19 protein-coding genes and 2 pseudogenes are annotated in these 12,678 nt (G+C 47.8%); 1 reads left to right on the top strand and 20 read right to left on the bottom strand.

Translation table 11 applies throughout. The features are described 5' to 3' along the window. The 6 genes and pseudogenes from DWX32_RS12820 to DWX32_RS12845 form a co-directional block, all read right to left on the bottom strand. A pseudogene (locus DWX32_RS12820) lies at positions 1 to 490 on the bottom strand (CHC2 zinc finger domain-containing protein); the annotation flags it as partial. 65 nt (positions 491 to 555) lie between these two features. Next, complete coding sequence (gene mobQ, locus DWX32_RS12825) at positions 556 to 2,136, bottom strand: MobQ family relaxase (protein WP_118660293.1); 1,581 nt, start codon at positions 2,134 to 2,136, stop codon at positions 556 to 558. A 181-nt stretch (positions 2,137 to 2,317) separates the two neighbouring features. Next, positions 2,318 to 2,497, bottom strand: a complete 180-nt coding sequence (locus tag DWX32_RS12830) for a hypothetical protein (protein WP_036744758.1) — start codon at positions 2,495 to 2,497, stop codon at positions 2,318 to 2,320. Positions 2,498 to 2,804: 307 nt separating this feature from the next. Continuing rightward, positions 2,805 to 3,101 carry a DUF3847 domain-containing protein gene (locus DWX32_RS12835; protein ID WP_002594808.1) on the bottom strand — a complete coding sequence of 99 codons (297 nt, stop codon included), beginning with the start codon at positions 3,099 to 3,101 and terminating at the stop codon, positions 2,805 to 2,807. Further along, a complete protein-coding gene (locus DWX32_RS12840) occupies positions 3,094 to 3,435 on the bottom strand; it encodes a DeoR family transcriptional regulator (protein ID WP_073929947.1) in 342 nt (113 codons plus the stop codon). The genes DWX32_RS12835 and DWX32_RS12840 overlap by 8 nt, the downstream gene beginning before the upstream one ends. After that, positions 3,432 to 3,620 (bottom strand): hypothetical protein, encoded by a 189-nt coding sequence (locus tag DWX32_RS12845; RefSeq protein WP_025544156.1) that lies wholly within the window; start codon positions 3,618 to 3,620, stop codon positions 3,432 to 3,434. Before DWX32_RS12845 ends, DWX32_RS12840 begins: the two co-directional genes overlap by 4 nt. Before the next feature lie 484 nt (positions 3,621 to 4,104). Here DWX32_RS12845 and DWX32_RS12855 point away from each other — a divergent pair, with 484 nt between their 5' ends. After that, on the top strand, positions 4,105 to 4,911 hold the full coding sequence (locus DWX32_RS12855) for a helix-turn-helix transcriptional regulator (RefSeq protein WP_006573790.1): 807 nt from the start codon (positions 4,105 to 4,107) through the stop codon (positions 4,909 to 4,911). A 97-nt stretch (positions 4,912 to 5,008) separates the two neighbouring features. On the opposite strand, the gene DWX32_RS12860 is transcribed toward DWX32_RS12855, so the two are convergent. The 14 genes and pseudogenes from DWX32_RS12860 to DWX32_RS12920 all read right to left on the bottom strand — a co-directional run bounded on the left by DWX32_RS12860 (position 5,009) and on the right by DWX32_RS12920 (position 12,675). Continuing rightward, positions 5,009 to 5,443, bottom strand: coding sequence for a hypothetical protein (locus DWX32_RS12860; RefSeq protein WP_233509629.1), 435 nt, complete (start codon positions 5,441 to 5,443; stop codon positions 5,009 to 5,011). A 161-nt stretch (positions 5,444 to 5,604) separates the two neighbouring features. Then, a pseudogene (locus tag DWX32_RS12865) lies at positions 5,605 to 6,051 on the bottom strand (aminoglycoside phosphotransferase family protein); the annotation flags it as partial. A 29-nt stretch (positions 6,052 to 6,080) separates the two neighbouring features. Continuing rightward, positions 6,081 to 6,395, bottom strand: coding sequence for a hypothetical protein (locus DWX32_RS12870; RefSeq protein WP_118046867.1), 315 nt, complete (start codon positions 6,393 to 6,395; stop codon positions 6,081 to 6,083). Between the two features lie 335 nt (positions 6,396 to 6,730). Beyond that, positions 6,731 to 6,928: a hypothetical protein gene (locus tag DWX32_RS12875; protein WP_181980003.1), complete on the bottom strand. Its 198-nt coding sequence runs from the start codon at positions 6,926 to 6,928 to the stop codon at positions 6,731 to 6,733. 109 nt (positions 6,929 to 7,037) lie between these two features. Beyond that, positions 7,038 to 7,178, bottom strand: a complete 141-nt coding sequence (locus tag DWX32_RS19670) for a hypothetical protein (protein WP_158553888.1) — start codon at positions 7,176 to 7,178, stop codon at positions 7,038 to 7,040. A gap of 120 nt (positions 7,179 to 7,298) precedes the next feature. Continuing rightward, positions 7,299 to 7,679 (bottom strand): hypothetical protein, encoded by a 381-nt coding sequence (locus DWX32_RS12880; RefSeq protein WP_118046870.1) that lies wholly within the window; start codon positions 7,677 to 7,679, stop codon positions 7,299 to 7,301. Continuing rightward, a complete protein-coding gene (locus tag DWX32_RS12885; protein WP_118046872.1) occupies positions 7,676 to 8,182 on the bottom strand; it encodes a hypothetical protein in 507 nt (168 codons plus the stop codon). The genes DWX32_RS12880 and DWX32_RS12885 overlap by 4 nt, the downstream gene beginning before the upstream one ends. Continuing rightward, positions 8,179 to 8,892, bottom strand: a complete 714-nt coding sequence (locus DWX32_RS12890; RefSeq protein ID WP_118046874.1) for a DUF2786 domain-containing protein — start codon at positions 8,890 to 8,892, stop codon at positions 8,179 to 8,181. The genes DWX32_RS12885 and DWX32_RS12890 overlap by 4 nt, the downstream gene beginning before the upstream one ends. Beyond that, positions 8,858 to 9,427, bottom strand: coding sequence for a hypothetical protein (locus DWX32_RS19895; protein ID WP_181980004.1), 570 nt, complete (start codon positions 9,425 to 9,427; stop codon positions 8,858 to 8,860). The genes DWX32_RS12890 and DWX32_RS19895 overlap by 35 nt, the downstream gene beginning before the upstream one ends. Before the next feature lie 3 nt (positions 9,428 to 9,430). Next, positions 9,431 to 10,354, bottom strand: coding sequence for a hypothetical protein (locus tag DWX32_RS12900; protein WP_117685429.1), 924 nt, complete (start codon positions 10,352 to 10,354; stop codon positions 9,431 to 9,433). Positions 10,355 to 10,398: 44 nt separating this feature from the next. Then, on the bottom strand, positions 10,399 to 11,049 hold the full coding sequence (locus tag DWX32_RS19675; protein WP_158579590.1) for a hypothetical protein: 651 nt from the start codon (positions 11,047 to 11,049) through the stop codon (positions 10,399 to 10,401). Between the two features lie 10 nt (positions 11,050 to 11,059). Then, a complete protein-coding gene (locus DWX32_RS12910) occupies positions 11,060 to 11,266 on the bottom strand; it encodes a hypothetical protein (RefSeq protein ID WP_118046875.1) in 207 nt (68 codons plus the stop codon). A gap of 75 nt (positions 11,267 to 11,341) precedes the next feature. Further along, positions 11,342 to 11,830: a hypothetical protein gene (locus DWX32_RS12915; protein ID WP_118046877.1), complete on the bottom strand. Its 489-nt coding sequence runs from the start codon at positions 11,828 to 11,830 to the stop codon at positions 11,342 to 11,344. A 311-nt stretch (positions 11,831 to 12,141) separates the two neighbouring features. Then, positions 12,142 to 12,675 carry a hypothetical protein gene (locus DWX32_RS12920; protein ID WP_118046878.1) on the bottom strand — a complete coding sequence of 178 codons (534 nt, stop codon included), beginning with the start codon at positions 12,673 to 12,675 and terminating at the stop codon, positions 12,142 to 12,144. Positions 12,676 to 12,678 lie beyond the last annotated feature (3 nt).

The following is a 12,678-nucleotide window of genomic DNA, read 5'->3' on the forward strand; positions in this document are numbered from 1 at the left end:
AGCAGCACATCCAGCAGATATTCCACTTGGTCTTGCTTCTGTAAGGCTTCCACAAACCGGGGATGAAAGGCTTCCTCCGGGGAGTGCGGGGCATATTCCTTTCTCCATGCCCGGAGCAGGTGGAGATAGTCGGCAAGAATACGGAAGCAGCGTTTCTTTGCTTCCTGAAACTGTTCCTCCGGGGATTTCTGCCGGGGCTTGGGCTTTTTTGCCTTTCCCGGCGGCTTCCAGTCCTCATAGGAAAGCCCAAAGTCCTGTGCCAGTTGTACAGCGGCTTCTTTCCCAGCCCATACAGGGCGGCGGCAAAATCAATCACATCCCCATCCGCACCGCAGCCGAAGCAGTGGTAACGCCGATCCAGCTTCATGCTTGGGGTTTTATCGTTATGGAACGGGCAACAAGCCATCCCGTTCCGGCCTACACGGATTCCATAATGCTCCGCAGCCTGTCTTGTTGTGACGGACTGCTTCACAGCTTCAAATACATTCAAATCTATCCCTCCTTGAAAATAAGAAAAGCACCTGACATTCTCTGATTAAAAATGGCAAGTGCCTGTTAAAGTTCCATATCCTGTTGTCGGTGTTTCGCCTGTGCCGGGGCGGTTCTTTGTGCTTTTTTCTCGTCTGCCTTATCCTGTAAGACTTCCTTGATGGGCTGCTTCTTGGGCGGCTCTTTGCTTTCCTCTGTGCCGGGTGTGGCTTTCCGTACCCAGTAGCGGATGTCCCGCAGCTTCTTCAAATCCTCCTGTACCTCGGTCAGTGGTACTTTCAGCTCTGCGATTTCGCTGAGAAGCGTTTCCTGCTCCTCTTGCAGCTCCTTTTGGGTACTGTCCTTATCATCTGGGTGCTTGGCAAGGTAGGCAGCGGCTTTCGCATACCGGGCAACCTCCGGGTGTTCCTGTTTGAATTTCTCCTTTGTTTTCTTAAAAAATATCTTCTGGTACTTCTCATAGACAGGCTTACATTCCTTGCAGTCTGTCCGGCTGGCAAGAATCCCGTCAATCACTTTGCTGCGGGCTTCCTTTGGCTTCATCTGATTGCGGTAATCTGCGGCTGATTTCCCGGAAGATTCCAGAAATGCTTCTAAGTCCTCCACAGTGGAAAGCCCCTTTTGCCGGAGATAGGACAGGGATTCGCTGACTGCCTTTAAGTCCTGTGAAGTCCCCCGGTTTTGTCCAGCCCTTGTCCAGTCCTTCCGTTCTTCCTTGCGTATCTCCATATACTTCATCAGCAGATTGGGAAGAAGTGTCGCTTCCTCCGCCGCTTTTTGTGCAAGCAGCTCTTTCCGTTTTTCGCCCAGCTCGGTAATCCAGCCTTTGAGGTTTTGGATAAGCTGCCGGATGGACTTCATCAGACTGTTGGCGGCTCTGATTTCCCGGTTCAGGTTGCCGATATTCGTCTGGATACCACGCTTTTCCATCTGCCGGACAGCAGCCCCCTCATGGACAGTAGGGACAACATCAAGCCCCTGTCTGGCATAGGAACACAAGTCCACACGCTCCGGGCGGTTATTAGCTTCCAGATAGCGGTTCTGGATAACCTCCCATTCATGCCGCCAGATTTCACAATACTTCTGGTCGTTCCAGTCAACCGTATCCTCCTTGTGACTTTTCCACCTGCCGGACGGCAGCTTTATCCGTTCCCCGTTTTCATCAAGGTCATAAACCTTGCGGCTCTTGGGAAGCCATTTTCCATGTTCGTCCATTGCCCTCATAGTGAGCAGGACATGGGCGTGGGGGTTGTGTCCCGGCGGATGGGGGTCATGGATGGCAAAGTCAGCAATCATGCCTTTGGAAACAAACTGCTGTTCACAAAACTCCCTGACAAGGACAGCGTACTGGTCGGGCGGTATTTCTCTGGGGATGGTAAGCACCCACCGCCTTGCAAGCTGAGAGTTCCATTGCTTCTCCACCGCTTCGGCGGCGTTCCATAAGGTATTGCGGTCTGCATATTCCTGTGGGGCATTTGCCGGGAGCAGGATTTCATTGTGGACGATACCACGCTTTTCTGGGTAGTGCTTCACTTGCTGGTCGTATTCACAGAACAGCTTTTCGCCACTCTGGTAAGCAGCGGCGGCAACCGCAGACTGCCGCTGGCTGCGCTGAACAATCGTGATTTCGTTGTGTGGACAGGGCATTTCGTGTCCCTCCTTTCAGTAATTGGTGGATGGGGTGGCGTTTTACCACCTCATTTGGGGCAGAAAAAAAGCAGGAGACCTTTTCAGATTTCCTGCTCGGTGTGCCGCTGTGTGGGCGGCGGGTATTTAGTTATAAAAGTTCGGGGCAAGTTAACCCGATGTGAAGTTGACAAACTGAAATTTACTTATTCCGTCTAAAATACATTTCAAATAATAATCCAAGTCCGGAAACAATAGATAATATTATTCCTGCTGTGTACCAGTTTATCTCATTCGCTAAAAATCTGCTAAATTCCGAAGCTCCTAAAATCATGACTATGCCAATAATGAATAAAATAATCCATATTTTTCTTTTAGTCATTCTGAAACCCTCCTTTGATTTTTCTAAATTCATATTTGTTGTCATCTTCATTATACTTCACTGCCTATCAAAAAGATAGCATATTTTATGAAACTTGTCGGCTGGGAACAGCTTGCAACGCAAGATGTCCCCAGATGGCAAGTCCACAAAAGGGTAGCTGGCGGCAGCCAGCGCAGGGGAAGCGTAGCGTCCCCTGTTTGATTTGAAGCAGACCATGACTGCGGAAAATCACAGCCCTCCGGCGAGGAGCCTTCGGAGAACGCAATGCACCAACCTCTGGGTGGTGTATAATTGCGCCCTTAGTAAACTAAGGGGTTTCCGGCTTCTCCCGTTCCAGCAGTTTTTTCAATAGTTCCTGCGTGTCCTGCCTGTGAAAAATGAGTTTCAACAACAGCATGACATCATCATCTGTCAGGCGTTCCGGCTCTTGCAGAAAACTTTCCAGCATACCGCCACGGGTACAGAGCCGGTGCGTCCGTTCCTTTCGGGTAAGCTGCTTTAACTGGTGCTGCAATGCCTTTTCATCATTGATGGCTTTCCGCAGTTTCTTTTCGCTTTTCTCCAACTCCCGGTTGAGCTTTTCCAGCTTTGAGGTATCAGGCAAGGGCAGCGTCCTCCTTTCCCGGTATCAGCACATAAATTCTATTCGGTTCTCCCACGCCCTGACGCACCCGCATGATAAGTCCGGCGGTTTCCAGTTCATTCAGAGAACGCTTGACCGTCATGGGACTGCGGGACAGGACTGCGGCAATGGCTGTGACAGGGAAGCAGACAAACAGGATTCCGTTCTCGTCCTCCTGCCCTTTGGATAGCATAGCGTCCAGCATCCGGCAGTACATGACCTTTGCGGTGCTGCTGACTGGAAATCCTGTCAACGCTCTGGGAAAGGGCATACAGGGCGGCAATGATGTGTCTATCGTCATAAATTCAAAATTCATTCTGTGTGTTCCTCCTTTTTCTTTGCTCGTTTGGATAAATAACGGGGGCAGTCAACCACAACCGCCCGGAAGCTCTGCTTGCACCCATGCTGGCATTTCCGGCATAATTCGTTGTAAGTGACACGCCCCCGGTCATTGAGGTAAAAGGAAAGCTCATGCTTCCTCTTTTTGCTCATTCTCGGCATATTGCGCTTCCTCCCGTTTTAGTGTATGGTTTCGGGGCGATTTTCGGTAAAATTACAGCCATAGAGCCGCTTAAAATCTCCCGAAGTATCAGCGATAGGGTAGACTGTCCCCCTATCAGATTGTTGTGTTTCGGTATCATTTCGGTGTCAGTTCGCCAGTTCTCCCCGGTGTCGTTCCTCCCCAGAATCTCACAGAGGCGCATCGCTCCCTTTGGTACGCTCGTTTTGGTCAGGGTTCCTCCATATCCCTGCCAAAAGTCATGACGCTACATCGCCGGGGAAGCATATCCCACACAGGCTGGTCATTCGATTGGAATAATCCATCGATGAACTACCTGTATCATAGAACATTTTTGTGCCCTGTGCCGTATGTCCACAAAGTAGGAATTCGGGGTAAAAATCAGAAATTTCCACGATTGCGGAATTGATATGGTATAATCAATTCAACGGTTATAAATGTCGTTAGAAAGGGGGAACTGCTTCAATGAACGGAGCTACTACAATACAGGAACGGCTAAAAGATTTACGATTAAACAAAGGATTAAAACTGGAAGAACTGGCTGAGCAAACGGGTATTTCAAAATCGGCTCTTGGCAGTTATGAAAAAGACGACTATAAGGAAATCAATCATGGCAACCTTATCCTGCTGGCAGATTTTTATGGGGTGTCCCTCGATTATCTCTTTTGCCGGACAGAGAACCGGGCGGAGATCAACACGCCATTAAGGGAGCTGCATTTGAGTGATGAGATGGTAGCACTTCTGAAAAGCGGTCGGATTAACAACCGTCTGCTGTGCGAACTTGCCACCCATAAGGACTTTATCAAGTTTCTTGCGGACATTGAGATTTATGTGGATGGGATTGCCACCATGCAGATTCAAAACCTCAACGCCCTTGTCGATACCGTCCGGCATGAAATCATTGAACGGTATCGCCCCGGCGAAGATGACCCCCATTTGAAAGTGTTGCAAGCCGCCCATATCAGTGATGATGAATATTTCAGTCACATGGTACGGGATGACCTCAACCTGATTATCCGGGATATTCGGGAAGCCCATAAAAAGGACAGCGAGAGTGCACCTCAGACCACCGTTGCCGATGAACTGAAAGAAAATCTGGAAGCGGTTGAAAATTTCAAGGGCAGCCGTGATGAAAAGCTGGTTGTCCTTTACTGTAAGCAGCTTGGTATCAACTATAAAAATCTGTCAGATGAAGAATTTCGCTGGCTGATTCGGATTCTCAAAAAATCAAAGAAAATGGGAACGCCTATCAGCCAGAGGAAAAAACGATAAAGAAAAACCGCTGTTGCATGGTTTGTTGGCTTCCATGTAGCAGCGGTTTTTGCTGGGATTATTCAGTTGAATTTTTAGCACGACAAACTGGAATTTGTCAAAGAGGATTATTCCAATATTCCACAGTATTTCTATTTACATCATAAAAAGTAATATTACCCGCATTTATAGGCAAGACAATCGCAAAAGGTTTATTGCGGTCAATATCAACCACTTGAATTGTGTTGCCATCATCTATTTCAAGTTGTTGCACCTGCTGTTGATTCATAGAAATAAATGCTCGTTCATTATATCCCTCTACAGTAAACTCCACAATTCCTCTTTGAATCCCCGAAAGAGTTCCACCTCCACGGAAAAAATATCCGAAGGAAAGTCCTGGACGATTGACATAGACGGAAAAAGAATGGTCACTCAAATCCTGAGGGTAAGAAATATATGCAGCCATCGTGCTGGAAACGCTTCCATCGACCGTCCAATCATCCTTAATCTTCTGCGACGAACGAATATCTGCCTCCAGCTTAGATGAAGTCACGCCGATCTCATTGTTCGTATAAAGAAAACAAACAAATAAAATACAAGCAAGAACAACCCCTATCACAATTTTAAGAAATATTTTTTTCCTTTATTATTTTTCATTTTTTTAAACTATTTAATACTAATGTCTTTTATAATAGCTTTTCATATATTATATAATCAATCTTTATAAGTCCTTTTATAAATTTCTTTTCTACCATTTTCGATAAATTCCTGTTTAATATTTTTAATTCCATAAACAATAGTTTCAATAGGATAATATTCTTCAACTATATCTTGATATTCTTTTGCTTTCTCAATATCTATATTTCCATACATTCTTAATATATCTTCTCCAAAATTTGTTCCTATTTCTTCTTCACTATCTTCAAGTAAGTATATAAAATCACAATATTCATCTATAATTCCAGAATCTCCAAAATCAATTATTCCAGTTAATCTATTATTGCCATCTAACAATAGATGATTACAACTAAAATCATTATGGCATAAACACTTTTTACCCTCAAAAACTGTTGTTGCATTTAGTCTTTCCATAAAACTTTCTATATAATCTTTTTCTATATCAGTTAAATCATTATAAATAGTTTCACGCAACAATATATGTGATACTTCTAAGGTTATCACTAATAAGCCTAAAAAAATGCGGCCCGCCTCCTACTGTCCTGTGCAAAATGTCCAGCACAAAATCCTAATATTTCATAGGCGTATGAGATTTTTCCCGTCGCCATGTCAAGCGTGTTTCTCAGCTCCGGGTCTGAAATCTGCCGCAAGGCTTCCTTGAACGCCTTTTCGGCTTCCTCCACCTCCGGGACGTTGAAACGATTCTTGCAATACTCTCCAAACTGTGAGGTGGCAAGTGCACGGAGCTGTGTGGTTTCTCTCTCCCACTTTTCCTCTGCCGTAAGGTGATTGTGACGCTTTGCGGTGTTATTAAATCTACGAGCCATAGTGTAACCTCCCTTCCGAATTATCGCATAAATATTATTTACTTTACTTTCCTTTACTTTACTATACTTTACTTTGTGGTGTTTTCGTCGTCGAATGGTCGATTATGTAACTATTACACTTCCGAAATGCCGGAATAGTTCTGTTTTCTCCCCGGAAACTCTCGAATACAGGTGTTTCTTCCCTCTGTTACTCGTTAATTAAATTAACCGTTAAATGATTTATTTTTGGAAATTCCATGCCCGTTCCAAGTGTTTCCGAAAATATTCTGAACCATTCCGGCGGTATTCGGTCTTTTCCGTGTCGGAAATAATCTGCGGCTTTCTGCCTGCCTTTTTCACTCTGCCTTGTCCTCCCAGTGGGGTACTCCTGCCGTATCGAGGAACGCTCTCAGTGCCTCTCTGATAACTGCGGCTTTCTCATGGTTCTTCCCGCAGTAAATGAGTAATCTGTCGTGGGTCTCGTCGTCAAGACGGACTTTTACATTATGTGATAACACGGTCTTTTCCTTGAGTGGCCGCCCTGTTTTTGCCAAACTTCTGTACCTCCTATCTCTTGCCATTCCGCTGAATGCGTGATATAATATTTTAAGAGTGGGGAGCGGTGGCAAGCCCGCCCTCCCTTACTCGTGCCTTGCCGACTATTTAGTCGGCTTTTTTGTTGTCGTTCGGAAATTCGATACCAAGAATCTCCATCAAGTTTCTGTATGCTTCCAATTCCGTGCTACCTCTCTGCGCTTCCTTGATGAGGTATCTCTGCATTTCTTCCTTTGTCATTTCCTCCATGAAGTCCTCCTTTCCGACCCTTGCCTGTCTTACTCGTCTTGGTTTCCCTTGACTGTAATTATATTATACTCTTTTGGGTTCCGAAACCCAACCATTTCCGAGAATTTTTTTCAACTTTTTTCAGTCAAAAATCGTATTCATGTCAATGTGTTGTCTCCGCAGTACAAAGGCTCTGGCGACAAGCTCCACGGTATCTGCGTCCAGTTTCTCGATAATGTCCGACGGCTTGTATCCGTCGAAGAAACCGCCGTTGTAAAAGTTCCCGGCCAGCTCGACAATAAGCCTCTCGCCACTGGATAGGTTCATTTCAAGCATTTCCGAATAGTCCGCCCAGCCGTTGTGAATGTGTTCCTTTACCCGGTCATACAGGCCCGGAACCGCCGTGATAAGAAAGAGGCTCGCCCCGAAGTACGGGTTCGCTGTATCGTCGTCCCGGTGTGCGTCTGCCCGGTAGATTGCTGCCGCCCACTCCTCTGCGTGGGTGCCGTTTCTGAAAATCATACTTTGTCCTCCTCCCAAGATATCGGCATGAACATGGTCTCTCCTCTGAGTTGTTCCTTTACATAGACAAAAACGCCTTTCCCCATGTCTCCCAGCAGGCCGTAAACTTTCCAACCACACGCCTTACATTCATAAGGGTTCGGACTTTCTTTTCCGCAGGACGGGCAACGGAACTTCATTTCTCCGATAGCCTCTTTCAACTCAAGTATCGTTCCGAATACCTTCACTTTCCCTGCTTTGATTTCCGGCTGGTTACAGTCCTGATAGTAGTTCATGTACCAATAGTTTCTGTCGGTCTCCCAGCCGTCAAGAACATCCTCCCAGTTCAGCCCGGTAGCCTCCCCATAGGCTTTGGCTCTGTCGATAACCCACTTGAACTTATCGCAATACTTATGGGAGCACTTTCCTCCGCAGGCCACACACCCCTCCGGGTGCATGGTTCCGCCGTCCTTTACACAATCCTTGTCAACCGCTGCTTTCAGCTTGTCATATCCTGCGCTCATACCGTCGCCTCCTCTCCCAGTCTCTTTGTCGGGTCAAACTCCGTCCCCTCCTCAAAACCTCTGTAATACTCGCTGCCCTGTAAATGCTTCTGCGCCCGGCTCTGGAACTGCTCATGTCCCAAATACTGCGAAGCCTCCTCGACCTCTTTCGGCATAGCCAGAACCAATCCCCAGCCCTGCTCATTTTCTTCCTGCTGCTTTCTGAATGCCTCCGAAACTCCGGCGGTAAATCCATAGCCGTAACTGTTGCAGAGCCTCTTTACATAGTCGCTGTAATAGCAGGCGTTCTCTTTCTTGATGTTCTTAATCTCTGATAGGACGCAATCGACGGCGTATTTGAAAACTGCGACGCATATCTCTACGTCGTCCTCAAGGCCGATAAACCCGATACAGTTCGTCTGTTCTCCGTACCTGCGGTGTCTGTACCCTTTGCAGCAATAGTTCTCTCCGATAATCGCCGAGAGGCTTACTATCCACGGGTCTCTCCTCTTGCTGCAGGTGATGTCGGTTCTCACGTCCTTTACCTGCTGTTTCTCAACATCTTTCAGCTCCGCCTCCGTGAGCTTATGCTCCGCCATGAGCTGGCGGGCTTTCAGAAGTGCCGCCCGTGCCTCATGCTCATTCGGGCTTTCTGCCAACGCCAGCAGTTTTCTAATCTTCTCTTTGTAGTCCTTATCAATTTGTCCTTGCCTCCTTAATGCGCCTCTCAAGGCTCGTTTCCACCTCTACCCGGTTAGTTGTCTCCCCGGCGTAACAATACCCGGCAAATCGCCACTGAGAGGACGAGAGACGTACAAACGTCAGATAGGTTGCTCTGTATCTGTTCTTGTCGTCCGGCACATGGTTGTACGCCTCGCCTGCCTGCGCACACGAACTACTCATAGAAACCGGCGGTACGCAGTTCATAAAGTAGTCCACCATTGCCTCGTCCACGGTATCTCCCGGCTTACAGTAGTCCTCGAATGTCGGGAGGCCACTTTCCTGCCAGCCCTCGTAGGTCTTAACAAGGTAGCGGGAGGCGATTGCCTCTCGCTGCTTCTGGATAAACTCAAGCACCTTTACCAGCTCCTCGCCTTTCAGCTCGTAGTCGTCCCCAATCCCGCACGGGAACGCCTTAATACCGCTCGTGAGTGAATATACCCCGATTACGCAGGTGGTGTAATACTGGCCGTGCTTGTGGATTTCTCCCTCTACGGCCTCCTGCATGGCCCGGCTCTCCTTGTAATATTTGAGATTTTGCAGCATACCTTATTCCTCCTCCATTTCCTTTAACTTCTCAATAACTCTGTTGAACGCCCACTTACCGTTTGCGGTAATCTGACGCTGCCATGCTCCCTGCGACGGAGCCCACTTGAACCCGTTGGATTTCAGCAGGGTACGGACATCTGCCTCCGGCTTTCCGTCGAAGATAATCTGGTATCGCATGGCTTCCGTGTTCTCCACCGCCTTAAAGGTCTTGAACTCCTGCTCCGAGGTTCCTCTCTCTTTGGCCGCCTTGAGGCTCTTAATACGCCCCTCGATACGGTGGATATTCGCATTGTTGTTCGTGAGTTCATAGCTCGCATAACCCAATCTGTTGCAGAAATCCGGGGTGCGCAGCTTCTTGATTTCCTCCTCGCTGAAACCAAGCTCTCTCAGTCTGTCGTCGCCCGCCTCTGTATCTTTCAAGCGGATAGCCTTATTCGCCGCTTTCATAAGTTCCTGCAGGTTCTTCAAATCTTCCAGTTTCTCCTCCAACTTCTCGATTGCCCTCTCGTCGTCGGACTTGATGATTTCCTTGCCGTAGAGAATACCCTCAATCTTTCTGAGAATACTCTGAATGTCATTGTAGAACTGGTGGTTACGCTCCCATGCTGCGACCTGTCTCTCTTTCTTTTTGGTCGGGAAGTTACCGGCTCCGCTGATAAGAACCGACGGACACATCATGCCGATACTGCTGTCCTTGTTGTAATACTCCGCCATTTTCTTTGCGTAGCGTTCCGCCAGTCGGTAGGCTCTCTCTGCCTCTGCCGGTCTTTTCTCTGCAACCTTATCCGCCAGCTCATACGCCTTGTCAACCTCGCTGCGGTATGCGCTTGTGGTGCTGCCCTCGGAATAGTCTCTCATAGACATCATGTTGTGCGCTGTTCTTGCGCTGCTCTCATTGATAGGGAAATATTTTCTTTCACTCATTGTTTCTTGTCCTCCATTTTGAAAATTTGTATCTAAGGGAGTGATTACCAGTCCTCCTCGTCCTCGTAATCTTCCTCCTCATATTCTTCCTCGTCGTCCTCGTAGTCGTCGTCTACGTCCTCTGCCTCGTCCTTATAGTCCCACATATCCTCGCTATTCGGCTGTCCTTTCAGCTCCGGGTGTAAATCAAGGAACGCCAAGACTTCCACGTTAAGGGTCTGTAATCGCTTCTCGTAAATGTCATCCGGGAGGAAATCTCCCCACATATCCGATATAGCCCTCTCAACCCTGCTTCCGGCTTTCTCCGCAAGGTATCTCGCTGCCGGGTTGCAGGTCTCTTTCCCATATCCAACGCCGACCATGTCTCCATCATTGAACCAGCGATAGCCAATCCTGCAAACCGCTCTGATAATTTCTCCGGCGACGGTATCTGCTTTCCCGGAGGCCGGTACAAGCTCCTCAAACAGAGCGTCGATTTTATTTGTGATTTCCTCTTTGTCCTCCTTTGCCGGAACCAGCTCATAGTCTGCAGCCTCGCTCTCTGTAAGCTCCTCCGAGTAGTCGATGTAGCCCCATGCCTCCCGACCAATCTCCTCGCAGAATGTTTTCTCGTCGAAGTTCTCAATCTCCTGTGCTGCTGCCTTTTTCGGGTAGCTGCCCGGCATTACCGGGCGCATAATGCTGTAATATCTCATGTTTTGTCTCCTATTCTCCGATGTAGAACCAATCCTCGTAACCGTCCTCATATACTGTCACGTCGTGATACGGTTCTGTTCGTGTGCCAACAATTTTTCCGTGAAGCTGTTCAAGGCGAGACGGCTTACTTGACGGAATGATTTCCTCATTGCAAATACCTAAGAAAATATCAATATCATCGGCTCCCTGCGCTATTGCCTGTTCTTCTGTTATCATTTTGCCTCCTGCCGGGGTATCTGCGCCCCGGCTCGCTTGTTTTGTGACCCATTTTGGGTCATTTAAGGGTAAAATTTAAGCCATAATGTCAAGAACTCTATGGATAAGTGCTTTGCTATCTTCCATGCGTTTCTTGCTGTTTCGGTTATCCTGCACTGCCTGTCTAAACTCCGGGGTGTCCGGGCTGTCGGCAAGCTCTACAATTCTCTGAGCTGATTCGTCAGCCAGTCTTGTGGCCTCTGTCTGGTAATGATAAAGGATTGCCTTGATTGCTCCGCCCTCTGCTGTTGAGAGAACTTTCTGCTCAAGTCCTGCGATAGTTGCCTCTGCTGCCTTGAAATCTGCTGCGGTGTCCTCGTACATTTTCTTGTACTTTCCGGCTTCCATTTCAGCGTGTTCCGCTCTCTGCTTCATGCTGCAAGCAAAGTCATTCTCGATGTTCTCCTCTGCTACCTCGAAACAACCCTCAAAGGCCATTCCGATATAACTATCCTCGCCCAGTTCCTCGACGATTTTCTTAATTCTTGCCAATGCCTTGCGTTCCTGCTCTTTTGTTGCTGCCATATTCCTATACCTCCGTGACCCGTTTTGGGTAATTGTCTTTGTTGTTTCCTTGACTGTGACCTCATTATAGCCCCTATATGGGGCAAAGTCAACCAAATCAGAGAAATAATACCCCAGAATGGGACATTTGTTGACTATGCTGTATTTTAGGTTCCGAAATTGTGGACTTTTAACTGATGTGCTGTAAAAGGGCAAAAAAATAAAGCCCCTCCCACAGATTTCTCCATGAGAGGGGCTTTCCCGACGCTTTGGTGGCATATCACGCCGGAGAACATAAATCATAAATTCACAAATTCCCGATATTTACACCGTCACTCTGCTGCCGGTGCTTTTGCCTCTGCGTCAATCTGACTAATGGCCGTCTGAATGACTGAGGCTGCGGTTGCTGCTGCCGTAGAAGCTGCTACCGCCGTTGTGTCCGTGGTGCTTTCCATAACCGAAGTGATAGGAATGCCGGTTGAGAGCTTCTGCTTGCGTACCTCCGCCTCAATTTTGTTGGAAAGGTATTCTTTGAGGTCTCCGTATGCACTCTCGATAAACTTTGTGGCCGCCGGTGTGAGGTAGGCGATACAAGCGTTTAGGGCTTTCTTTGCTGCCTCTTTCTGTGCCTCCGCCGTAAACTTCCCGGCCTGCTTCAATGCGTCAACATACGTCTGACTGGTGGCCGATACTGCGTCGGCAACCGCCGTCGTAATCTCATTGATGTAGCCCTTTACTTTGATGTCCTCTGTGTCGGCCTCTGCATTTGCTCCTGCCTTTTTAAGGGCGTTGACCGCATAAACGGTAATAACCGGGACGGCGGCTGTAATAACCGCCGTAAGAAGTGCTGTGATAAACTCCTGCATGAT

The sequence above is a fragment of the Blautia sp. AF19-13LB genome (assembly GCF_003479105.1).
GTDB classification, from domain to species: Bacteria; Bacillota; Clostridia; order Lachnospirales; family Lachnospiraceae; genus Fusicatenibacter; species Fusicatenibacter saccharivorans.